This window comes from Bradyrhizobium sp. CCBAU 11357, assembly GCF_028128865.1.
Taxonomy (GTDB): Bacteria; Pseudomonadota; Alphaproteobacteria; order Rhizobiales; family Xanthobacteraceae; genus Bradyrhizobium.
The window spans coordinates 166422-188777 of sequence record NZ_LBJW01000103.1 but is presented as its reverse complement, the minus strand read 5'-3'; the positions used below and the strand labels follow the sequence as shown (position 1 = coordinate 188777).

The 22356-nt window shown below is 65.3% G+C and carries 19 protein-coding genes; 13 read left to right on the top strand and 6 right to left on the bottom strand.

From position 1 onward, the window contains the following. Positions 1–18: 18 nt before the first annotated feature. Both XI05_RS21625 and XI05_RS21620 read left to right on the top strand, forming a co-directional pair. Positions 19–852 (top strand): universal stress protein, encoded by an 834-nt coding sequence (locus XI05_RS21625; RefSeq protein ID WP_271505369.1) that lies wholly within the window; start codon positions 19–21, stop codon positions 850–852. Between the two features lie 63 nt (positions 853–915). Continuing rightward, positions 916–3609: a bifunctional acetate--CoA ligase family protein/GNAT family N-acetyltransferase gene (locus tag XI05_RS21620; RefSeq protein WP_271505368.1), complete on the top strand. Its 2694-nt coding sequence runs from the start codon at positions 916–918 to the stop codon at positions 3607–3609. Between the two features lie 9 nt (positions 3610–3618). On the opposite strand, the gene XI05_RS21615 is transcribed toward XI05_RS21620, so the two are convergent. Continuing rightward, positions 3619–4107: a phage holin family protein gene (locus XI05_RS21615; RefSeq protein ID WP_271505367.1), complete on the bottom strand. Its 489-nt coding sequence runs from the start codon at positions 4105–4107 to the stop codon at positions 3619–3621. Continuing rightward, entirely contained in the window at positions 4108–4383 is a 276-nt protein-coding gene (locus tag XI05_RS21610) for a hypothetical protein (RefSeq protein WP_271505366.1), read from the bottom strand. A gap of 174 nt (positions 4384–4557) precedes the next feature. On the opposite strand from XI05_RS21610, the gene XI05_RS21605 reads away from it, so the two are divergent. Genes XI05_RS21605 through XI05_RS21595 form a run of 3 tightly spaced genes read left to right on the top strand, consistent with a single transcriptional unit; the run spans position 4558 to position 7571 of the window. Further along, on the top strand, positions 4558–5694 hold the full coding sequence (locus tag XI05_RS21605) for an ABC transporter permease (RefSeq protein WP_271505365.1): 1137 nt from the start codon (positions 4558–4560) through the stop codon (positions 5692–5694). Positions 5695–5696: 2 nt separating this feature from the next. After that, positions 5697–6464 (top strand): ABC transporter ATP-binding protein, encoded by a 768-nt coding sequence (locus XI05_RS21600; RefSeq protein ID WP_271505364.1) that lies wholly within the window; start codon positions 5697–5699, stop codon positions 6462–6464. A 3-nt stretch (positions 6465–6467) separates the two neighbouring features. Continuing rightward, a complete protein-coding gene (locus tag XI05_RS21595) occupies positions 6468–7571 on the top strand; it encodes an ABC-type transport auxiliary lipoprotein family protein (protein WP_271505363.1) in 1104 nt (367 codons plus the stop codon). Between the two features lie 6 nt (positions 7572–7577). Here XI05_RS21595 and XI05_RS21590 read toward each other — a convergent pair whose 3' ends face one another. Then, the gene (locus XI05_RS21590) at positions 7578–7895 is read right to left on the bottom strand and encodes a c-type cytochrome (RefSeq protein WP_271505362.1); all 318 of its coding nucleotides are present in this window, start codon (positions 7893–7895) and stop codon (positions 7578–7580) included. 155 nt (positions 7896–8050) lie between these two features. Here XI05_RS21590 and XI05_RS21585 point away from each other — a divergent pair, with 155 nt between their 5' ends. From XI05_RS21585 to XI05_RS21555, 7 genes are all read left to right on the top strand, one after another. Next, positions 8051–8764, top strand: a complete 714-nt coding sequence (locus XI05_RS21585; RefSeq protein WP_271505361.1) for a helix-turn-helix domain-containing protein — start codon at positions 8051–8053, stop codon at positions 8762–8764. A gap of 499 nt (positions 8765–9263) precedes the next feature. Beyond that, a complete protein-coding gene (locus XI05_RS21580) occupies positions 9264–9992 on the top strand; it encodes a Crp/Fnr family transcriptional regulator (RefSeq protein ID WP_271505360.1) in 729 nt (242 codons plus the stop codon). 506 nt (positions 9993–10498) lie between these two features. Continuing rightward, entirely contained in the window at positions 10499–11470 is a 972-nt protein-coding gene (locus XI05_RS21575) for a TRAP transporter substrate-binding protein (RefSeq protein ID WP_172785410.1), read from the top strand. A gap of 69 nt (positions 11471–11539) precedes the next feature. After that, on the top strand, positions 11540–12091 hold the full coding sequence (locus XI05_RS21570) for a TRAP transporter small permease (protein WP_212255458.1): 552 nt from the start codon (positions 11540–11542) through the stop codon (positions 12089–12091). After that, positions 12082–13374, top strand: a complete 1293-nt coding sequence (locus XI05_RS21565; protein WP_271505359.1) for a TRAP transporter large permease — start codon at positions 12082–12084, stop codon at positions 13372–13374. The genes XI05_RS21570 and XI05_RS21565 overlap by 10 nt, the downstream gene beginning before the upstream one ends. 22 nt (positions 13375–13396) lie before the next feature. Beyond that, positions 13397–14203: an SDR family NAD(P)-dependent oxidoreductase gene (locus tag XI05_RS21560; RefSeq protein ID WP_271505358.1), complete on the top strand. Its 807-nt coding sequence runs from the start codon at positions 13397–13399 to the stop codon at positions 14201–14203. A gap of 168 nt (positions 14204–14371) precedes the next feature. Continuing rightward, positions 14372–16498 carry a molybdopterin oxidoreductase family protein gene (locus XI05_RS21555; protein ID WP_271505357.1) on the top strand — a complete coding sequence of 709 codons (2127 nt, stop codon included), beginning with the start codon at positions 14372–14374 and terminating at the stop codon, positions 16496–16498. Here the strand turns inward: XI05_RS21555 and XI05_RS21550 are convergent. Continuing rightward, entirely contained in the window at positions 16471–17844 is a 1374-nt protein-coding gene (locus tag XI05_RS21550) for a caspase family protein (RefSeq protein ID WP_271505356.1), read from the bottom strand. The genes XI05_RS21555 and XI05_RS21550 overlap by 28 nt on opposite strands. A gap of 178 nt (positions 17845–18022) precedes the next feature. On the opposite strand from XI05_RS21550, the gene XI05_RS21545 reads away from it, so the two are divergent. After that, a complete protein-coding gene (locus XI05_RS21545; RefSeq protein WP_271505355.1) occupies positions 18023–18805 on the top strand; it encodes an enoyl-CoA hydratase/isomerase family protein in 783 nt (260 codons plus the stop codon). Between the two features lie 132 nt (positions 18806–18937). Here XI05_RS21545 and XI05_RS21540 read toward each other — a convergent pair whose 3' ends face one another. After that, positions 18938–19366 carry a GlcG/HbpS family heme-binding protein gene (locus XI05_RS21540; RefSeq protein ID WP_036007469.1) on the bottom strand — a complete coding sequence of 143 codons (429 nt, stop codon included), beginning with the start codon at positions 19364–19366 and terminating at the stop codon, positions 18938–18940. Continuing rightward, positions 19359–22328 carry an FAD-binding and (Fe-S)-binding domain-containing protein gene (locus XI05_RS21535; protein ID WP_271505354.1) on the bottom strand — a complete coding sequence of 990 codons (2970 nt, stop codon included), beginning with the start codon at positions 22326–22328 and terminating at the stop codon, positions 19359–19361. Before XI05_RS21535 ends, XI05_RS21540 begins: the two co-directional genes overlap by 8 nt. Positions 22329–22356 lie beyond the last annotated feature (28 nt).

The following is a 22356-nucleotide window of genomic DNA, read 5'->3' as shown; positions in this document are numbered from 1 at the left end:
TGGCTCAGGAGAATTCCGATGCCCATCAAGGATGTGTTTCTGCCCCTTGTCGGCCAGCCGCGCGGGCCAGCCCTGGTTGCGATCGAGAAATGCGTTGCTGTGGCCGCCGATCTCGGCGCCAGGATCACCGCGCTCGCGCTCGAGGAAGATGTCTTCGAGCGGCCGAAGGTGATGTTGCCCGACGATCGCGCTTCCGTGCAGGCCGGCCGCCAGGCCAGCGACATGCACCAGCTGCTGAATGCCTTCAGCAATGCGGCTTCCCGCGCCAACATCCGCGCCCAGAGCCGGTCGGGCAAGGTGCCCGCGGATCAGATCGGAGCGATCCTGGCCGAGCACGCTCGCTTCAGCGACCTCACGCTGGTTCCCGTGAAGCCGCACGACAGTCGAACGGAGGCCATCATCGAAGCGTTGTTGTTCGAATCCGGACGGCCGCTTCTGCTCTGTCCCGAACATCGCGCCGACGAGCTCCGGCCCGAAGTCGAGAACGTCGTGATTGCCTGGGATCATTCCGCACGGGCCGCGCGTGCGGCGGGAGATGCGTTGCCCATTCTTCAGGCTGCCACCTCGGTTCGTGTGCTGACCGTAGCGGAGGACAAGACTGACGCGGTCCTGCAATCCGGAGCGGCGCTCGTCGACCATTTGCGGGAACACGGCGTCTTTGCCTCGTTCGAAACCACGAAGGGGGGCGGCAGCTCGACCGGCAAAGTACTGGGAAGCTGGGCGAATTCCCATGGCATCGATGCCATCGTGATGGGCGCCTATCATCATTCGCGCCTGAACGAGATCGTGTGGGGCGGTGTGACAAAGACCGTCATTGGCCAGCCACCGTGCTGGGTTATGATCTCGCACTAGGCCTCTTCGTCCAGCCGGATCGTCAATCATCGGAACCGCCGCCGAGGCGGTGCATTTGTTTTCATGTCGACTTATCGTCTGAACAACCTGCTGTCGCCGCGCTCGGTCGCGCTCGTCGGCGCGAGCGCGCGTCCGGCGTCCGTGGGACGCGCCGTCCTGGAGAACATTGGCAAGGCCGGATTCAAGGGGCGGTTTGGCCTCGTCAATCCGCGCCACGCCGAGATCGGCGGCATCGCGGCGGTGAAGAGCCTGGACAGGCTGGACTTCGTGCCCGAGCTCGTCGTCGTCACCGCGCCCGCGGGCGAGATACCAGGCATCGTCGACCAGGCCGGGCGCCGTGGGTCTGCGGGGGCGCTGATCGTCTCGGCCGGGCTCGGCCAGGGACCGGGATCGCTGCACGAGGCGACCAGCGCTGCCGCGCGCAAACACGGCATGCGGCTGATCGGACCGAACTGCCTCGGCATCATGATGCCGGGCGTCAGCCTGAATGCCAGTTTCGCCGCGCACATGCCGCGGGCCGGCAACCTCGCGCTGATCTCGCAATCGGGCGCCATTGCCGCCGGAATGGTGGATTGGGCCGCGCAGCGCGGCGTCGGCTTCTCCGGCATCGTCTCGATCGGCGATCAGATCGACGTCGACATTGCCGATCTGCTCGATCATTTCGCGATGGATCACAAGACCCGCGCGATCCTGCTCTACATCGAGGCGATCAAGGACGCGCGCAAATTCATGTCGGCGGCGCGCGCGGCCGCGCGGGTGAAGCCGGTCGTGGTGGTGAAGTCCGGCCGCATGGCGCAGGGTGCGAAGGCCGCCGCCACGCATACCGGGGCGCTCGCCGGTGCCGACGCTGTCTATGATGCGGCGTTCCGCCGCGCGGGCGTGTTGCGGGTGTCCGACCTGCGCGAGCTGTTCGATTGTGCCGAGACACTCGGCCGCGTCGAATCGCCGACCGGCAAGCGTCTCGCCATCCTGACCAATGGTGGCGGCATCGGCGTCCTTGCCGTCGATCGCCTGGTCGAGCTCGGAGGTATTCCGGCAACCATCTCGACCGATACGCGCAGGAAGCTCGATGCGGCGCTGCCGCCGACCTGGTCGGGTGCAAACCCCGTCGACATCGTGGGCGACGCCGACGCCTCGCGCTACGCGGCGGCGCTGGAGGAACTGCTGGCCGACCGCGACAACGACGCAGTTCTCGTCCTCAACGTGCAGACGGCAATCGCATCGGCCGCCGAGATCGCCAAGACCGTGACGGAGCTCGTGGCTAAGTATCGCGAGCAGCACCGCCGATGGGCAAAGCCCGTGCTGGCGGCCTGGGTCGGCGCCGATCAGCACATCGTCCAGGCACTCTCCAGCGCCGGCGTGCCGAACTATCCCACCGAGGACGATGCCGTGCGCGGCTTCATGCATCTGGTCCGGCACCGCGAAGTCGTGGAGGAGCTGAGCCAGGTCCCTCCCGCGATGCCCGATACGTTCGTTCCGGATGCCAGGGGCGCCAGAGAGATCGTCACGGCCGCGATCGCGGATGGCCGCCAGTGGCTCGAGCCTGTCGAGATCAAGCACCTGCTCGAAGCCTACGACATCGCGATGGTGCCGACCTATGCGGCAGCCGATGTCGAGCAGGCGGTGACCTATGCAAAGGACATCTTCGCGCAAGGCGGCACCGTCGTCCTGAAGATCCTGTCGCGGGACATCACCCACAAATCCGATGTCGGCGGCGTCGTGCTCAATCTGACGACCTCGGAGGCCGTGCGTGCGGCGGCCACGGACATTCTTGCGCGAGCCAGAAAGCTGCGGCCCGAGGCCCGCATCGGCGGCGTCATCGTCCAGGCCATGGTCGTCAAGGCAAAGGCTCGTGAGCTGATCCTGGGTCTCGCCGACGATCCGACCTTCGGCACGGTGGTCGTTTTCGGCCGCGGCGGCACGGCGGTGGAGATCATCAACGACAAGGCGCTGGCGCTGCCGCCGCTCGACCTGCAACTGGCTCGCGATCTGATCGATCGCACGCGTGTGTCGCGGCTGCTAAAGGCCTATCGCGACGTGCCGGCGGTCAAGCAGGATGCCGTCGCCATGGTGCTGGTCAAGCTGGCGCAGATGGCGGCCGACATTCCCGAGATACGCGAATTCGACATCAATCCGCTGCTGGCGGACGAAACCGGCGTGACCGCGGTAGATGCGCGCGTCGCGGTCGAGCCGCCGCAGCGGAAGTTCGCCGGCTCTGGCCCTGCCAATTTCGCCGTTCGTGCCTATCCGTCGCAATGGGAGCGGCGCCTCAAGCTCAAGGACGATTGGCGCATCTTGGTCCGGCCCCTGCGTCCCGAGGACGAGCCGACCATCCACGAATTCCTGCGTCACGTCACGGCGCACGACCTTCGCCTGCGCTTCTTTGCCCCGATGAAGGAGTTCACCCACGAATTCATCGCACGCCTGACCCAGCTCGACTATGCGCGCGCGATGGCCTTCATCGCGTTCGACGAGGCTACCGGCGAAATGGTCGGCGTGGTCCGGCTCCATTCCGACTCGATCTACGAGACCGGCGAATACGCGATCCTGCTGCGGTCCGACCTCAAGGGCAGGGGGCTCGGCTGGGCCCTGATGCAGCTGATCATCGACTACGCGCGGTCGGAAGGGTTGAAGACCATATCGGGCGACGTGCTGCAGGAGAACACCGTGATGCTCGACATGTGCCGGCAGCTCGGCTTCGAGGTCAAGCCGGACCCGGCCGAGCCTGAAATCTGCGACGTCAGGCTGAAGCTCTGAGCGCGTCAGCTACGATTGTGCCTCGGCCGAACTTGCATCGTTTGACGTCCTGGCCGTCGTCCGCAGATTCTTGATGATGATCGCAATCAGCGGCACCAGCACCGGCACGATCGTGCTGAGCGGATGATGCACCGCGCCTGACACCTGGGCCTGGAGCGCTCGTGCCTCGAGCTGGAGGGCTTCGATCGAAGTGTCGTGAATTTCGCTGGCGAGCTCGATGTCACGCCCTGACGGGGCGCGGCCGGCGATCAGGAAGAGAGCGGCCGCGATGACGAAGTTGACGGCGCCGAGGATGGCGGACGCGGCAATCGCGCTCCAGATCTGCACCAGCGCGAAATAGGCCGCCAGCTCCAGCATCAGGAGCCCGAACGCGGCGATCAGCGCCGCAAAGGCGCGCAGGCCGAGGCCGATCAGCAAATGGCGCAGCCTGATGTCCGCGATGATCCTGTCGGTTCGCCACAGCACGCGCAGATGTTTGACGACATTCTCGGTATTCACCTAGTGTCTCCTCAGCATGAAGCCGACGACTACGCCCAGCGCGAAGGCGGAGGCGAGCGAGGTGATCGGGCGCTCCGCAACGAGGCCCTGGAGCTGCTCCCCCTCTTGTTCGACGGTCTCGCCGAGCTCGGCGAGCGCGGCCCTGATCTGATCGGCGAGCGCTTCGGTGCGAGCTTTCGAGCTCTCGAACATCTCCTCGCCGGCGGTGCTCAACAGGCGCGTGACGTCGACCTGCAGCGCCCGCAATTCCTCGCTCATCCTGTCACTGTCGAACATGGATTGGTGTCCTCATTGCATCCGAGCGAGCCTAAGACCGGCTCGCGCGATCGCGCTTGATTTGCGTCAAGAGGCGGAGCCCGCTCAGAGTCTTGAGACAGGTCAATCCGACCGCCAGATGCTGGCCTAGAAATGCCGGCTGAAGGGACCAACTGTCCCGATGAGGTGGAAGGCGTGAACCACGAACCGCTGCTGCACGCGACGCCGTCCGACGACGTGCTGAAATTGCGCCCCGAGGGGCCATGGACCGCCGCGAACGTGGTGTCGCTGGAGACGCTGTCGCGGTCGGTCGGGGGCGACGTCGATCGCTCGCGCGCCGTAACGCTGGACTTGTCGGGCATCAGCGCGCTCGATACGCTCGGCGCCTGGGTCCTGGAGAAGCTCTCGCGCAGGGCCGCATCGTCCGGCAGGTCGGCCGAGTTCGTCGGCGTCGCCGATCATTTCAGCGGGCTGATGGACGAGGTGCGCCAGGTCAACCGTCGCACGCCAGCTCCAAGCGCTGCGCCCAATCCGGTTCTGGCGAGGTTGGGCGAGCTCGGCAAGTCCACGGTCGGGGCGCGGGAAGACATCACGATCTTCCTTCAGATGCTCGGCGCCTTGTTCATGGCCGTCGTCGGCGTGCTGCGCCGGCCGCGTTCGCTGCGGCTGACCTCCCTGGTGTATCAGCTCCATCGCATCGGCTGGCAGGCGATCCCCATCGTCACGCTGATCACCTTCCTGATCGGCGCCATCATCGCGCAGCAGGGCTTCTTCCACTTCCGCAGATTCGGCGCGGAGTCGTATACGGTCGACATGGTCGGCATCCTGGTGCTGCGGGAGCTCGGCGTGCTGATCGTCGCCATCATGGTCGCCGGCAGGTCAGGCAGCGCCTACACCGCAGAGCTCGGCTCGATGAAGATGCGCGAAGAGATCGACGCACTCTCGACCATGGGGCTCGATCCCATCGACGTCCTGATCCTGCCGCGCGTCGCGGCCCTGGTCATTGCGCTGCCCATCCTCACCTTCATCGGATCGATTGCCGCGCTCTATGGCGGCGGGCTGGTCGCGCAGTTCTATGGCGACATGGGGCCGGCGATCTACATCGCGCGGCTGCACGAGGCGATTTCCGTCGCGCATTTCGAGGTGGGCATCCTGAAGGCGCCGTTCATGGCGCTGGTGATCGGGATCGTGGCCTGCAGCGAGGGATTGCGCGTCAAGGGCAGCGCGGAGTCGCTGGGGCGGCAGACCACGACGTCGGTGGTGAAATCGATCTTCCTGGTGATCGTGCTCGACGGCCTGTTCGCTATCTTCTTTGCCTCGATCGGAATGTGACGATGGAAGACTCGCAAGATCAGTTCGCGATCCGCGTCCGCGATCTCGTGGTCGGCTTCGGTCGTCAGACCGTGCTCGACCATCTGTCGCTCGACGTCCGCCGCGGCGAGATTCTCGGGCTGGTGGGCGCATCCGGCGGCGGCAAGTCGGTCTTGATGCGGACCATCATCGGCCTCATCCCGCCCCGGAGCGGGATCATCGAGGTCATGGGACAACCCACCGGCGGCCACGGCCGAGGCGCGGCGATGGCCTGGGGCATCCTGTTCCAGCAGGGCGCGCTGTTCTCCTCGCTGACGGTGCGCCAGAACGTCCAGTTTCCCTTGCGCGAAAATCTCGTCCTGTCGCAGGAGTTGATGGACGAGATCGCGATCGCCAAGCTCGAAATGGTCGGTCTGCGTGCCGAGGACGCCGACAAATATCCGACGGAGCTGTCCGGCGGCATGACCAAGCGCGTGGCGCTGGCGCGCGCGCTCGCGCTCGATCCACCGATCCTGTTCCTGGACGAACCGACCTCGGGCCTCGACCCGATCGCCGCCGGCGAATTCGACGCGCTGATCAAGACGCTGCAAAAGACCCTGGAGCTCACCGTGTTCATGGTGACCCATGACCTCGCGAGCCTGACCACGGTCTGCGACCGCGTCGCCGCGCTCGCCGACGGCAAGATCGTGGCGATCGGCCCGATGCGAGAATTGCTGCAATCCGAGCATCCCTGGGTGCGCGCCTATTTTCACGGCAAGCGCTCGCAGATGCTGCAACACGAGATGAGATGAGAGATGGAAACCCGCGCTCCCTATGTGCTGATCGGCAGTTTCGTGCTGGCCGCGATCGTCGCGGTGTTCGGCTTCGTCTATTGGCTGAACAACACTGGCGGCATCGGGCCGCGCACGAACTACCACGTGCAATTCCAGGGGCCGGTGCCCGGCCTCCTCGTCGGCGCCGGCGTGCTGTTCAACGGCATTCGGGTCGGGGAGGTCACCCAGCTCGGGCTAGCGCCTGATAACCCGCGCTTCGTCAATGCCACGATCTCGGTTGCAACTGCGACGCCGGTGCGTGCCGACACCAAGGTCGGGCTCGAATTCCAGGGCCTGACCGGCGTTCCCGTGGTGACGTTGGAGGGCGGCGTGATCGTCGCCAGGTCCGGCGAGCTGCCGACCTTGATCGCGGAGGCCGGAGCCGGCCAGAGCATGACGCAAGCGGCGCGGGATGCGCTGCGGCGGGTCGACACGGTGCTTCAGGACAGTTCCGGCCCGCTGAAGGACACCATCGCCAATTTCAAGACCTTCTCCGACGGCCTCGCGCGCAACACCGGCAAGGTCGACGGCATCCTGGCGGGCCTCGACAAGATGACCGGCGGCGGCACGCCCGCGCAGAAGGTCACCTACGACCTGCGCACGCCACAGAATCTCGGGCCGGCCGGCAAAACGCTGTCCGCGTCCCTGGCAATTCCCGAGCCGACGGCGGTGGCGATGCTGCAGACCCAGCGCATGCTGTTCGCGCCCAGCGGGGACAGCCCGGGCTTTGCGGACTTCCTCTGGGCTGACAGCATTCCGAAGCTGGTGCAGGCACGCCTGATCGACAGTTTCGAGAACTACGACATCGCCCACGCCCCGCTGCGCACGACGGATCTCGGGCCGGCGGATTACCAGCTCTTGATCGACATCCGGCGCTTTCGGATCGCGACGGATGGGGAGGCTCGGGCCGAGATCGGATTGTCGGCGCGGATCGTCGACAAGAACGGCAAGGTGATCGCATCGCGGCTCATCGAGACCAGCGAAAAGCTCGACAAGGTCGATCCGGCCGCTTCAGTCGCCGCCTTCGATACGGCCTTCGCACGCATCGCGAAGGAACTGATCGGGTGGACCGTGCAGGCGGTGTGAGGCCGACTATTCCAGCGTCTTCAGGTAGAACAGCAGGTCGTGGATCTGGTCCGGGCTGAGCTCGAAGGCCGGCATGTCGGAATGTCCGGTGGAGATCCCCTCGGCCAGCGCTTCGCCAAGGCTGTTGATCGGATAGCGCCGATGCAGGTTGCGTAGCGGAGGTGCGATCTCCAGGGGGCTCTTGGAGGCACGGTCGATCGCGTGACAGCGTGCGCAATTGGCTCGGGCAAAAGCCTTGCCGCGTTGTTCGGCGGTCGGGGCCGCTAGCGCAGGCGTGATCAGAAGCAGCCCAATCAGGCCGTGGCGCCGTGCGCTTTGCAGCATGGAAAAATCATCCCGTCGAACCGTGGAAGCAGAATATGACGGCGATGCCGCTCTAATTTGATCTGGGTCAATCGGCTGCGGTTCGGTGCAGTAAAATGCAGCCGCGCGGTGGACTCGGCCTGACGTCGGGAGCGGCCGGCGCGGGGGAGCGGTGGATGAAGCCTTCCGTGGTCACGAGTGAGCCGAACGGGCATTTTTGCGACGATTGTGCCGTGCGCGGAGCGGCGGTCTGCTCGTCGCTCGATGCAGCCGAACTCCGGGAGTTCGAGCATCTCGGCCGCCGCGTCCATTTTGATTCGGGCGAGACCGTGTTTTCCGAGGAGGACATCACGACCTCGTTCTACAACGTCCTCGAAGGCGTCATGCGGCTTTACAAACTGCTGCCCGACGGCCGGCGGCAAATCGTCGGCTTTGCCTTGCCCGGTGATTTCCTGGGGATGAATCTGTCCGGCCGGCACAATTTTTCGGCCGATGCGATCGGCGTGGTGAACGTGTGCCAATTCCCAAGAGGGCCATTCGGCCGCTTCACCGAAGAGCGGCCGCAATTGCTCAGGCGCATCAACGAGCTGGCCGTTCGCGAGTTGAGTCAGGCGCGCGACCATATGGTTCTGCTCGGCCGCCGCTCGGCCGACGAGAAGGTCGCGACTTTTTTGCTCGGCTGGCGTGAGCGGCTGGTCGCGCTCAAGGGTCCGTCCGACATGGTCGCGCTTCCGATGAGCCGCCAGGACATTGCCGATTATCTCGGCCTGACCATCGAGACCGTCAGCCGCACCTTTACCAAGCTGGAGCGTCTCGGCGTGATCGAGATCATTCACGGCGGCATCAGCCTGCTCGATCCCGCTCGCGTCGAGGCCATCGCCGCAGCCTGACCTCCTGTCCGCGACGCTCGCGGCAATTTGATCCCGATCAATGACGGCGGCCACGCCCCCGCAAAATCATGCCGGAGACAAATCCGGGAGGGGATGATGCCTGCTGACGCGTTGCTGGTGACCGTTATCGTCGTCGCGATCTTCGTCGCGTTCGCCGTAGCTTTGGCTTAGGCCGACCGGCAAACCGGCGCGGGCCGGCTCGATCCGGATTCCAGGCTCTGAAGCTTCTTCAGGTCTAGGTCCGAGTCCAGCGCGCCAGGGCCGATACTTGCCCAGGCGGCCGCTGGCCCTCGGCAGCGTCTCGACGCAATCGCGGTTTGCGTAATCCGCAACTCTGCGTCGAAGAAGACGCATCGCCGCAGCTTTCGGCTGCTGACTTCCGACGTTACCGGCCTTTTCGTGGCATTTGGCTCAAATCGAGCGCGTGCTTTCCGGTTGAAATGCCTGGTAACGTTGACTACGCAGGAACTCGATGCCTCGTAGTCTTAGGAGCTCCGGCGTGCCTCAGGACAAGACCGGCGACCCCCGACAACAGGCGGGCAACAAACTATCGGTCCTGCGCAAGCACCCGATCTTCGCGGATCTGGAGCCGGAGGCGCTCGATCAGCTTTGCCGCTACGCCAAGCACACCAACGTCAAGCGTGGCGCCACGATCGCCGCCAAGGGCGATCCCGGCAACAATCTGTTCGCGGTGATTTCTGGCACGGTGAAGATTTCCTCCTCCTCGCCTGACGGACGGAACGCGATCCTCAATCTGATCGGTCCGGGAGAGATCTTTGGCGAGATCGCCGTGCTCGACGGGGCGCCCAGGTCGGCGGATGCGACCGCCAATACCAATTGCGAGCTCTACGTCATCGATCGCCGAGACTTCCTGCCGTTCGTGAAGAGCCAGCCGGCGCTGGCGATGAAATTCATCGAGCTGCTGTGCGCGCGTCTGCGCTGGACCAGTCAGCAGGTCGAGCAGGTGATCCTGCAGAATTTGCCGGGCCGGCTTGCCAGTGCGCTGCTAGGTCTCACTGAAGAGCGCAAGTTCGATTCCGGCAGCGGCACGCTCGCCATCACGCAGCAGGAGATCAGCGAGATGGTCGGGATGACGCGCGAGAGCATCAACAAGCAATTGCGTGCCTGGGCCGGCCGAAACTGGGTCCGCCTCGAGCACGGCGCCATCGTCGTGCTGGATACCGACGCGCTGCGCGAGCTCGCCGAGAGCGGCCTCGACGGCGAGTGACGCCGTCTGCCTGAACCCGGTGGCATTGGAATTGCTCGCCGCGGGCTCGGTCCAAACTCTCCCGCTCTTGTCCCCCGAAGCCTTTGGCGAAGGCGGATGCGGGAGAGGTCGCGTCCACCGGGTCGCGCCGAAGGGCCGCCCGATGACAGGCTTAGGCGCGGGTGAGGCTTTTCTCCTCTAGGGATTGTCCCGGCGCGGAAACACCCTCTCCCCAGCCCTCTCCCGCAAGCGCGAGAGGGAGCGCACTTGCGATTGGAGGCGTCAAGTCACCGGCCAGCGACGTCGAGCCCGCCCGCCATACCCACCATAGTGCGAATTGCGCCAGAAATCGATCGATGCAAGTCTTGCATCGATCGATGCCGGATTTGGCTTGGACAGAGAATGCCGCCCGCCCTAGGGACGACATTGGCGCTTGACTTCACACCTGAAGCGGAGCGACCCAAGGCGGCCTGCAGCCGGGCCGACAACGATACAATCAATCCAATTAACCCAGGAGGAAAGCCCAAATGAAGACGCTCACCGGTATCATCACAGCCGTTGCACTGGCGGTCTCAGCACCCCTGGCCACCGCGCGCGATTTCCGCTCTGCCGACGTTCACCCCGCCGATTATCCGACCGTCGAGGCGGTCAAGTTCATGGGCCAGCAGCTCGCGGCGGCGAGCGGCGGCAAGCTCGGCGTGAAGGTGTTTCCGAACGGCGCCCTGGGCTCGGAGAAGGACACGATCGAGCAACTCAAGATCGGCGCGCTCGACATGATGCGGATCAACGCATCGCCGCTGAACAATTTCGTGCCCGAGACCATCGCCTTGTGCCTGCCTTTCGTCTTCCGGGACACGCAGCACATGCGCACCGTGCTCGACGGTCCGATCGGCGATGAGATCCTGGCAGCCATGGAGCCCGCGGGTCTGGTCGGCCTTGCCTATTACGACAGCGGCGCGCGCTCGATCTACACCGTCAAGGGGCCGGTCAAATCGCTGGCTGACCTGAAGGGCCTGAAGATCCGCGTCCAGCAATCCGACCTGTGGGTCGGCATGATCCAGAGCCTTGGGGCCAACCCGACGCCGATGCCCTATGGCGAGGTCTATACCGCGCTCAAGACCGGCCTCGTGGACGCCGCCGAGAACAACTGGCCGTCCTACGAATCCTCCCGTCACTTCGAAGCCGCCAAGTTCTACAACATCACCGAGCACTCCCTCGCGCCCGAAGTTCTCGTAATCTCGAAAAAGGTCTGGGACACGCTGAGCAAGGAGGACCAGGCGATGGTCCGCAAGGCAGCCAAGGAATCGGTGCCCGTGATGCGCAAGCTCTGGGACGCGCGCGAGCAGGCCGCCCGCAAGACCGTCGAGGCCGCCGGCGTCCAGGTGATCACGATCGGCAACAAGGCGGAGTTCGTCGATGCGATGAAGCCGGTCTACCAGAAGTTCGCCGGCGACGAGAAGCTGCAGAGCCTCGTCAAGCGCATCCAGGACACGAAGTAAGACAAGTCAGGGGATCGGGTCCGGCGTCGCCGCGAGGCGGCACCGGACGACCCCGAAAGGAGGCGCGGGATGACAGACCCACACGTCGCAAGTCACGAGCAGGGGGCCGTAGCGGCACGCCCGTCCACGGGCTTGCTGTCGCGGATCAATGCCCCCATCGCGCGCCTTGGCATGTACCTGTCGGTGACCGGCCTGCTCGTCATCGTCGCCATCGTCTTCTACCAGGTGTTCGGACGTTACGTGCTCAACTCCAGCCCGACCTGGACGGAGAATTTGGCACTGGTCCTGATTCTCTACGTCACGCTGATCGGCGCCGCCGTCGGCGTACGCGATGCCGGGCATATCGGCATGGACAGCCTGCTGGTCATGCTCTCGGATCGCGTGCGGGAGAAGATCGAGATCGTGATCCACGTTCTGGTCGCCGTGTTCGGCCTTGCCATGGCCTATAACGGCTGGATCCTCGGCGCGTCGGTCGGCACCGTGAAGATCCCCAATCTCGGTCTGCCCGAAGTGATCCGCTATGTGCCGCTGATCGCCTCCGGCATCCTGATCGTCTCATTTTCCATCGAGCACATCATTGCTCTCCTGCGCGGCGAAGAGGTCGTCCCGTCATGGAACTGATCATCCTCGGCGCCACCTTCTTCGGCTTTTTGATCCTCGGCGTCCCGGTCGCCTTTGCGATTGGCCTGTCGGCCATCTGCACCATCCTCTACGAGGGCCTGCCGGTCGCCGTCATCTTCCAGCAGATGATGTCGGGGATGAACATCTTCTCCTTCCTCGCCATTCCGTTCTTCGTCTTCAGCGGTGAGCTGATGCTGCATGGCGGCGTCGCCGACAAGATCGTGCAGCTCGCCAAGAACCTCGTCGGGCACATCCGCGGCGGTCTCGGCATGTCGAACGTGGTCGCCTGCACGCTGTTCGGCGGCGTCTCGGGCTCCCCCGTGGCCGACGTGTCGGCGATGGGCGCGGTGATGATCCCGATGATGAAGAAGGAGGGCTTCGACACCGATTACGCCGTCAACGTCACCACCCACGCCTCGCTCGTGGGCGCCTTGATGCCGACCAGCCACAACATGATCATCTATGCCCTGGCGGCCGGCGGCAAGGTCTCGATCGGCGCGCTGATCGCCGCCGGCCTCCTGCCGGCGCTGGTGCTGATGGTCTGCATGCTGGTTGCCGCCTACGCAGTCGCGGTGAAGCGCGGCTATCCGGCCGGCAAGTTCCCGGGCTGGGCCGAGGTCGTCCGCTCGCTGGCGGCCGCGCTGCCGGGACTTCTGATCGTCGGGATCATCCTGGCCGGCATCCTGTCCGGCGTCTTCACGGCAACCGAATCGGCGGCCATCGCCGTCACCTACACGATCCTGCTGACCTTCTTCATCTACCGCACCATGACCTGGGGCAACTTCCTGCGCGCAGCCGCCAAGGCGGTGAAGACGACGGGGGTGGTGCTGCTTTTGATCGGCGTCTCCACCATGTTCCAGTACCTGATGGGACTCTACGAGGTGGCGGATCTCGCCGGCGCGATGATGAGCAAGGTGTCGACGCAGCCCTGGGTGATCTTCCTGCTCATCAACATCATCCTGTTCGTGCTCGGCACGTTCATGGACATGGCGGCGACCATCCTGATCTGCACCCCGATCTTCCTGCCGATCGCGATGAAGGCGGGCATGGACCCGGTGCAGTTCGGCATGCTGATGCTGATCAATTGCGCGCTCGGGCTCAACACGCCGCCGGTCGGAACCACGCAATTCGTCGGCTGCGCCATCGGCGGCATCTCGGTCGGCGCGGTGATGCGCACCATCCTGCCGTTCTATGCTGCGCTCATCGCAGCACTGATGTTCGTGACCTACGTCCCTGCATTCTCGCTGTGGCTGCCGCGCCTCTTGATGGGCTACAAGGGCTAGCCGCACCAGGGAGACATTGTCAGTGACGGACTATCGCAAGCTCTTCGATCTCACCGGCAAGACCGCGCTCGTTCTCGGCGCCGCATCCGGCATCGGCAAGTCGTCGGCCGAAGCGCTTGCGGATCTCGGTGCCCGCGTCGTCTGCGCCGATCGCGCGCTCGACGCAGCGGAGGCGACCGCCGCCGGCATTCGCGAGAGGGGCGGCTGGGCGGAAGCAGCGGCTTGCGACGCTGCGAGCGCCGCGGACGTCGACGCACTCGCGAAAACCGTGATGCAGAAATTTCCGCGGCTCGACATCGCCGTGACGACACCGGGGCTCAACATCCGCAAGACCATCCTCGACTACACCGAGGAGGATCTCGACCGCGTTCTCAACCTCAATGTCAAGGGCACGGTCTTTTTCTTCCAGGCCTTCGGCCGCATCATGGTCGCGCAGAAGGGCGGCAGCATCATCGCCTGCTCCTCGGTCCGCGCGGTGACCATCGAGCCGGGCCTCGGCGTCTACGGCTCGACCAAGGCGGCGATCGGCCTCCTGGTGAAGGGCTTTGCCTCCGAGGTCGGGCACGCCGGCGTGCGCGTCAATGCGATCGCGCCGAGCATCGCCGAGACCGCGCTGACCGGCCCCTTCAAGCAGCGCCCGGACATCTACAATCTCTACGCCGGCCACACCGTGTTCAACCGCTGGAGCAGCGCCGACGAGGTCGCAACCGCCGTCGCCTATCTCGCCTCGGACGCCGCGAGCTATGTCAGCGGCAGCACGCTGTTCGTCGACGGCGGCTGGACCGCTGTCGACGGTCCGCCGACCGGTCTCACCCAGTTGCACAAATAGCGAAAGGCGCAGCTCGGGTTGCGCTTTTGCGTAGCGCGGCCATCTCGCTGGGCTTCCTTCGCAACCGCAGCAGGAAGCTCCGGCGCGCGCGGGGCTTGAGCAAATCGCATGGGGCTTGCCGGATAAATGCGCTCGGCTGGCCGGTATTTTGGTGTTACGAACTGGGACATGAACCAGCACGCCAAGATCGACACGAAGATCGAGATCCGCCATTCGACCTGCCCGCATGATTGCCCCTCGGCCTGCGCCCTCGATGTCGAGGTGGTCGAAGGCCGCAGCATCGGCCGGGTCCGCGGTTCGAAAAAGCAGACCTACACCGCCGGCGTCGTCTGCGCCAAGGTCGCCCGTTATGCCGAGCGCATCCATCACCCCGAGCGGCTGATTTATCCGCTGCGCCGCACCGGCCCCAAAGGTTCGGGTCAGTTCGCGCGGATCTCCTGGGACGAGGCCTTGGACGAAATCGGCCACCGCTTCAATGCGGCCGAGCGCGAATTCGGCGCGGAATCGGTCTGGCCCTATTACTACGCCGGCACGATGGGCCTCGTGATGCGCGACGGGCTCAACCGTCTCACGCATGTGAAGAAATATTCGCGATTCTATCAGACCATCTGCGCCAATGTCGCGCGCATCGGCTTTGCGATCGGCACCGGCAAGATCGCCGGCGTCGACCCGCGCGAGATGGCGCTGTCCGATCTCGTCGTGATCTGGGGCACCAATCCCGTCAACACCCAAGTCAACGTGATGACGCACGCCTCGCGCGCCCGCAAGGAGCGCGGCGCGAAGATCGCGGCGGTCGACATCTACGACAACGAGACCATGAAGCAGGCCGACATCAAGATCATCCTGCGCCCCGGCACCGACGGCGCCTTCGCCTGCGGCGTCATGCATGTCCTGTTCCGCGACGGCTATGCCGACCGCGCCTACATGGACAAATACACCGATTGCCCGGCCGAGCTCGAGGCGCATCTCAAGACGCGCACGCCGGAATGGGCCTCCGCCATTTGCGGCGTCCCGGTCTCGGAGATCGAGGCCTTCGCCAAGACCGTCGGTGAAACCAAGCGCACGTTCTTCCGCTTTGGCTATGGCTTTACGCGCAGCCGCAATGGTGCCACTCAGATGCACGCGGCAAATTGCATTCCCGCGGTGACCGGCGCCTGGCAGTATGAAGGCGGCGGCGCCTTCTTCAACAATTACGCGCTGTGGCATTTCAACGAATCCATCATCGAGGCCCACGACGCCATCGACAAGTCGACGCGCGCGCTCGACCAGTCGCAGATCGGACGCATCCTCACCGGCGATGCCGAAGCTCTGCAGGGCAAGGGCCCGGTCAAGGCGATGCTGATCCAGAACACCAATCCGATGACGGTGGCGCCGGAGCAGGCGCTGGTCCGGCAGGGCTTTGCGCGCGAGGATCTGTTCGTTGCGGTGCACGAGCAGTTCATGACCGAGACGGCGCAGATGGCCGACATCGTGCTGCCGGCGACCATGTTCATGGAGCATGACGACCTCTATTACGGCGGCGGCCACCAGCACATCTCGGTCGGGCCGAAGCTGATCGACCCACCCGGCGAATGCCGCTCCAACCACGAGGTGTTGCAGGCCCTGGCGCCGCGGCTCGGCGCCAGGCATCCCGGCTTCGAGATGAGCCCGCGCGAACTGATCGACGCCACGCTGCAGCTGAGCAATCACGGCGACATCGCCGGCCTCGAAGCCGACATCTGGCGCGACCTGCAGCCGGATTTCCGCACCTCGCATTATCTCGACGGCTTCGCTCACGCCGACGGCAAATTCCATTTCAAAGCCGACTGGGCCCATCCGCCGTTCGGCCAGCTCATGGGCGATGTCGACAAGATGCCCGATCTGCCGGATCATTGGGCGGTGATCGAGCACACCGACCAGGTTCATCCGTTCCGGCTCGCGACCAGCCCCTCGCGCAGCTTCCTCAACACCACCTTCAACGAGACGCCGTCCTCGCAGGCACGCGAGGGCAGGGCCAGCGTGATGATCCACCCGCTCGACGCGGCCGCGCTCGGCATCGCCGATGGTGATGCGGTGACGCTCGGCAACGGCCGCGGCGAGACCACGCTGATCGCGACGCTGTTCGAGGGCGTGCGGCGCGGCGTCCTGATTGCCGAATCCGTTCATCCCAACAGCAACCACATCGGCGGCCGCGGCATCAACATGCTGACGGGCGCGGACACCATCGCGCCGATCGGCGGCGCGGCGTTCCACGACAACAAGGTCTGGATCAGGAAGGCGGCCTCAGCTCAAGGCGCGCATTCCGTCACGCCGTAGCCTGCGAATTCCTTCGCGATGTTCGGGTTCATCGACTTCGCCTGCGCGATGTCGGTGGCGCCGTCGCCGCCGCTTCTGCGCGCGGCGATGCCGCGGCCGTACAGCGATGATGAGGAGCGCGGGTTGCGCTGGATCGCGTCGGTATAATCCTTGATCGCCTCGGCATTGCGCCCGAGCTTGAGGTTGACGAGCCCGCGGCTGTCGAGTGCATCGCTCAAGCCCGGGTTGATCTGGAGCGCCAGATTGCAGTCGGCGAGCGCGCCTTGCAGGTCGCCGGTCGCAGCCCGGGTCCAGCAGCGGTTGTTCAAGGCTTCCGCGTCCTTGGGCGCGCGGCGGAGCACCGCGTCGAAATCCGGCATCGCGAGCGCATAGGCGCGCTTGATCGCGTAGACTTGGCCGCGCTTGTAGCGCGCGATGGCATCGTTGGCGTTGGCGGTGATCTTGCGGCTGAGATCGGCGATGACGGGATCTCGTGCCAGCTCGTCCGCATTCGGAGCGGGCTCCGCCTGGGGCACCTCGCAGACCGGCTTCTGCGGCTCGATTGTCTGCGCCTCCGGCTTGGTCGGGGCCGTGTCGTCCCGCGGCCGCGTCGCCGCGCTTGCGAACGAGAAGTCCGTCGTCAGCGAGGAGGCCAGCCAGGGCACTTGTTCGCGGTTGGTGGCGGCAACCACGCCGTTCTTGGTGTTGGTCAGGGCCTGCTCGGCGCTGATGTTCGGCGCGCGCATTTCGCGCAGCAGCTCGGCGATGAACAGGCTGCGATCGGTCTTGCCGCTCGCCGTGACCGCGCCGAGCGCGGCGGAGTAGAGCACCAGCGAATTGCTCGGTGCGATCGCCGGTGCCAGGCCGGCCGAATAGCGGCGGAAGCGCCGCTCGAACGGGTTGCGGCGGGAGGCGTCGATCAGCGCGATCTTGATCGCGGCACCGCGCGTGTTCATCTCGGCGAGGATGGTGTCGAGGCTGAAGCCGTCGCGCGAGACGTCCGGCTCGGTCCAGATCTGGGCGTCGACCGGCAGCAGATAGGTCTGACGGTTGGACTGGATGGCAAAACCGTCGAAAAAGATCAGCGCCACCGCGCCGCGCTCGATGCGGTCATAGAAGCGGCCCAGCACCTGCCGCATGGCATCGCCGGTGATATTGCTCTGCCTGTCGACGACAAAGCCGCTGCGCTTCAACTCCTCGGCGACGTCCTGGGCATCGTTGGCGACGTCGCTGAGGACGAACTCATTGTCGGGATATTTCGCGTTGCCGATCACCAGCGCGATCTTCGCGGCGTCGGCCGCAGGACATGCGGCACCGCCGCTCAGCACGACCAGTCCTGCCAGCAACAACATGAATGCGGCACGCATGAAATGGCTCATCGGTGATCAAATCTCCGGTCAGGATAGCGCGCGCAAGCCCCAATTCAATCGCGAAGCGAAGTTGCGCCCACACGCTATGGTGACGCGACCTTGCAGATTGCCCTTGCGCGCGCGGCCCGACCTGCCGCAAATGGCAGCAAAGCGGGACCAAGCAAGCGAGCATGCCATGACCGACCCCACAGCTGTCATCACCGAGAAGCGCGGGCAGGCGTTCTGGATCACCATCAACCGGCCGGAGAAACGCAACGCGCTGAACGGCGAGGTCATCGCCGGCATCACAAGAGCCTATCGCGATGCGCATGACGACAAGGACGTCCGCGTCGTCGTGCTGACGGGCGCGGGCGACAAGGCGTTCTGCGCGGGCGCCGACTTGCAGAATTCCGGCGCGGCTTTCGCGATGGATCATTCTAAACCAAATGTCGACTATGCCGATCTGTTACGTTTGTCACAGAACGCCACCAAGCCCGCCATCGCGCGGGTCGCCGGCGTCTGCATGGCCGGCGGCATGGGTCTGTTGTGCATGACCGACATGGCGGTTGGGGCCGATCACGTCGTCTTCGGCCTGCCGGAGGTGAAGGTCGGCGTGTTTCCGATGCAGGTGCTGAGCCTGCTCCAGCGCATCGCTCCGCCCCGTCTCGTCAACGAATGGGCGCTCACGGGCGAGCCGTTCGACGCCAAGGCCGCGCAGGCCGCGGGGCTGCTCAACTATGTCGTGCCTGCCGCCGAGCTCGATGCCAAGGTCGACTGGCTGATCGGCCGCATCGTCGACAAATCCCCGACCGCGATCCGCCGCGGCAAATACGCCATGCGCGCGATCGCCTCGATGTCGTTCGACGAGAGCATTGCCTACACCGAAAGCCAGATCGCGCTGCTCGCGATGACCGAGGACGCCAAGGAAGGCCTGAAGGCGTTCAGCGAGAAGCGGAAGCCGGTCTGGACGGGGAGGTAGGAGGCAGGGGCACTGCTATCTGCTGTCATTCCGGGGCGCGCCACTTGGCGCGAGCCCGGAATCCATTTGTCGATATAATCTGCTGCACGATGGATTCCGGGCTCGCGCTGCGCGCGCCCCGGAATGACGAGCTCACCCCGCGTTCGCCTTCAGCCCCGCCGCCTGAATTCCCGCCACCGCGCAGGCCTCGTCATTGTCGGAGGTGTCGCCAGAAACACCGACCGCGCCAAGCAAGGTCGTGCCGTCCATGATCAGCACGCCGCCGGGGACCGGCACCAGTGCGCCCTTGGCAATCGTGTTCACGGCATCGATGAAATAGGCCTGCTCCTGCGCGCGCTGGAACAAAGCGCGCGAGCCCATGCCCATCGCGAGGGCGCCATAGGCCTTGCCATGCGCAATTTCGGCGCGCATCAGGCTGGTCCCGTCCTGCGCCGCCGCGAGCTTGAGCACGCCGCGGGCATCGAGAATGGTCACGACCAGCGGCTTCAACTTCAGCTCGCCGGCCTTCGCGAAGGCGGCGTCGAGGATTTTTCGGGCGGTGTCGAGGGTGAGGTCAGCCATGGCTGGTTTCCTTTGCAGCTGGAGAAGTGGATTTGGCGCGATCGAGGCTCATGGCCAGCACACGCGCGACGTGAAGCGCTTCGCGCTTCGTGCCGTCGCGGATCTGGTGCCGGCATGAGGTGCCATCGGCGACGACGAGCGTATCCCGGTCCGCGCGTCGCACGGCCGGCAGCAGCGACAGCTCGGCCATTTCGATCGAGGCGTCGTAGGTATCCGCACCATAGCCGAACGCGCCGGCCATGCCGCAGCAGCTCGACTCGATGGTCTTGACCTCAAGGCCCGGGACGAGGCGCAGCACCTGCTCGACCGGCTTGAAGGCGCCGAAGGATTTTTGATGGCAATGGCCGTGCACGACGGCCTTGTCCGCGACAATGCCGAGCGGCAGTTGCAGCCTTCCGGCCTCGGCCTCACGTACCAGAAACTCCTCGAAGGTCAGCGCATGGGCGCCGACCGCCTTGGCATCGTTGTCCTTGCGCAGCGAAGCGAGCTCGTCGCGCAGCGTCAACAGGCAGCTCGGCTCGAGGCCGACGATCGGCACGCCGCGCGCGGCGAACGGCGCGTAGACGGCCACGAGCCGGTCGAGCTCCGCCTTGGCTTCGTCAACGAGACCGGCCGAGAGGAACGTGCGGCCGCAGCACAGCGGACGGCTGCCGCTCGCAGGTTTGGGCAGATGCACGCGATAGCCGCCGGCCGTGAGCACGCGCAGCGCCGCGTCCAGATTCTCGCGCTCATAGATGCGGTTGAAAGTATCAGTGAACAGCACGACCTCGCGGCCGGTGTCCGGGCCAACGCTTTCGGCGGGCGGTATGAACACATCGCTGCGGAAGGCGGGGAGCGCCCGGCGCGCGCTGATGCCGGCAAAGCGCTCGAACAGCTTTCGCAACAGCGGGCTGCTGTTGCGCGCATTCGCCAGCGGCGCGAAGCGCGAAGCCAGGCCGGCATAGCGCGGCAGATATCCGACCAGCCGGTCGCGTAGCGTCAAGCCGTGAGAGGCGGCGCGCGCCGCGAGCACCTCGATCTTCATCTTGGCCATATCGACGCCGGTGGGGCATTCGTGGCGGCAGGCCTTGCAGGAGACGCAGAGTTTGAGCGTCTCCATCATTTCGTCCGACGACAGCGCATCGGGGCCGAGCTGGCCGGAGATCGCAAGGCGCAGCGTGTTGGCGCGGCCGCGAGTGACGTCTTTCTCGTTGCGCGTGGCACGATAGGACGGGCACATCACGCCGCCCTCGAGCTTGCGACAGGCGCCGTTGTTGTTGCACATCTCGACCGCGCCCTGGAATCCGCCGCCGGCGCCGGGATAAGCCGACCAGTCGAGTTTTGTCTTGAGCTCCGCGACGCGATAGTCGGGCTTGAAGCGGAACAGCGAACGGTCGTCCATCTTGGGCGCATCGACGATCTTGCCGGGATTGAGGACGCCGGCGGGATCGAAGCGCTGCTTCACCTCCCTGAAGTCGGCGACGAGACGCTCGCCGAACATCGTGGCGTGGAATTCGGAGCGCACCAGGCCGTCGCCATGCTCGCCGGAATGCGAGCCCTTGTACTCGCGCACCAGCGCGAAAGCCTCTTCGGCGATGGCGCGCATCGCCTTGACGTCTTTCTCCAGCTTCAGGTTCAGAACGGGGCGCACATGCAGGCAGCCCTCCGAAGCGTGCGCGTACATCGTGCCGCTGGTGCCGTGCCTGGCGAAGACTTCGTTCAGCCGCGCGGTGTAGTCGGCGAGGTGCGGCAGCGGCACGGCGCAGTCCTCGACGAAGGAGACCGGCTTGCCCTCCTGCTTCATCGACATCATGACGTTGAGCCCGGCCGCGCGGAAGTCGGCAATGCCGCTCTGCAGCGCCGGCTCGGTGATCTCCACCACGCCGCCCCATTTGCGCGTGTCGTTGTTCCAGCCGAAGCCGAGATCGCCCATCAGCTCCGTAAGCTGCTTGAGGCGCACCAGGTTGTCGGCTTGGTCCTCTTCGGCGAATTCGACCACCAGCACGGCATCCGGATCGCCCTTGATCGCCGCGGAGATGACGGGTGCGAACATCGCGATGTCGCGGCCGAGCGCGATCATGGTGCGGTCGACCAGCTCGACTGCGATCGGCTTCAGCTTGACGAGGTGCTGGGCTGCGTCCATCGCTTCGTAGAAGCTGCCGAAATGGCAGACGCCGAGGGCCTTGTTGCGGATCACGGGCCAGAGCTTCAGCTCGACCTTGGTGGAGAAGGCGAGGGTGCCTTCGGAGCCGACCAGAAGATGCGCCATGTTGTTCGGCGCATTGCGCGGCACCAGCGCATCGAGATTGTAGCCGCCGACGCGGCGCTGCACCTTCGGGAAGCGCGCCGCGATCTCGTCGGCCTCGCGGGTGCCGAGGTCGAGCATGTCGCGGAACAGCGCGCGGGTGCTGTCGCCGGCCTCGAGGTCGGAGAGATCGCGCGAGACCTCGCCGAAGCGGCTGAGCGTGCCGTCGGCGAGGCTGGCTTCCATCGACAGCGTGTTGTCGCGCATGGTGCCGTAGCGAAGCGAGCGGCCGCCGCAGGAATTGTTGCCGGCCATGCCGCCGATGGTGGCGCGGGAGGCCGTGGAGACGTCGACCGGAAACCACAGGCCGTGCTTTTTGAGCTGACGGTTGAGGTCGTCGAGCACGATCCCGGGCTCGACCACGCAGGTGCGGCCTTCGACATCGAGCGACAGGATCTGATTGAGGTGCTTGGAGAGATCGACTACGAGCCCGTCATTGACGGTCTGGCCGCATTGCGAGGTGCCACCGCCGCGCGGAGTGACCTTCAGCCCCTCGTCGCGTGCGATCGCCAGCGCCCGCAAGGCCTCGTCCATGGTCTTGGGGACCACCACGCCTGATGGCATGATCTGGTAGAACGAGGCGTCGGTGGCGTAACGGCCGCGGCTGAAGCCGTCGAACAGGACGTCGCCGGTCAATTCCGACCGCAGGCGCCGTTCGAGCGAGGAGGCGTTCATCATCCCTGATCCCGGACTGACCCAGTAGAGC

Bases quoted from the DNA above. Each gene is read 5' to 3' on its own strand.
- XI05_RS21610 (WP_271505366.1), bottom strand. From the start codon at position 4,383: ATGTTCGACAGTGACAGGATGAGCGAGGAATTGCGGGCGCTGCAGGTC.
- XI05_RS21600 (WP_271505364.1), top strand. From the start codon at position 5,697: ATGGAAGACTCGCAAGATCAGTTCGCGATCCGCGTCCGCGATCTCGTG.
- XI05_RS21565 (WP_271505359.1), top strand. From the start codon at position 12,082: ATGGAACTGATCATCCTCGGCGCCACCTTCTTCGGCTTTTTGATCCTC.
- XI05_RS21620 (WP_271505368.1), top strand. From the start codon at position 916: ATGTCGACTTATCGTCTGAACAACCTGCTGTCGCCGCGCTCGGTCGCG.
- XI05_RS21535 (WP_271505354.1), bottom strand. From the start codon at position 22,328: ATGATGAACGCCTCCTCGCTCGAACGGCGCCTGCGGTCGGAATTGACC.
- XI05_RS21625 (WP_271505369.1), top strand. From the start codon at position 19: ATGCCCATCAAGGATGTGTTTCTGCCCCTTGTCGGCCAGCCGCGCGGG.
- XI05_RS21585 (WP_271505361.1), top strand. From the start codon at position 8,051: ATGAAGCCTTCCGTGGTCACGAGTGAGCCGAACGGGCATTTTTGCGAC.
- XI05_RS21570 (WP_212255458.1), top strand. From the start codon at position 11,540: ATGACAGACCCACACGTCGCAAGTCACGAGCAGGGGGCCGTAGCGGCA.
- XI05_RS21545 (WP_271505355.1), top strand. From the start codon at position 18,023: ATGACCGACCCCACAGCTGTCATCACCGAGAAGCGCGGGCAGGCGTTC.
- XI05_RS21555 (WP_271505357.1), top strand. From the start codon at position 14,372: ATGAACCAGCACGCCAAGATCGACACGAAGATCGAGATCCGCCATTCG.
- XI05_RS21575 (WP_172785410.1), top strand. From the start codon at position 10,499: ATGAAGACGCTCACCGGTATCATCACAGCCGTTGCACTGGCGGTCTCA.
- XI05_RS21590 (WP_271505362.1), bottom strand. From the start codon at position 7,895: ATGCTGCAAAGCGCACGGCGCCACGGCCTGATTGGGCTGCTTCTGATC.
- XI05_RS21550 (WP_271505356.1), bottom strand. From the start codon at position 17,844: ATGCGTGCCGCATTCATGTTGTTGCTGGCAGGACTGGTCGTGCTGAGC.
- XI05_RS21540 (WP_036007469.1), bottom strand. From the start codon at position 19,366: ATGGCTGACCTCACCCTCGACACCGCCCGAAAAATCCTCGACGCCGCC.
- XI05_RS21595 (WP_271505363.1), top strand. From the start codon at position 6,468: ATGGAAACCCGCGCTCCCTATGTGCTGATCGGCAGTTTCGTGCTGGCC.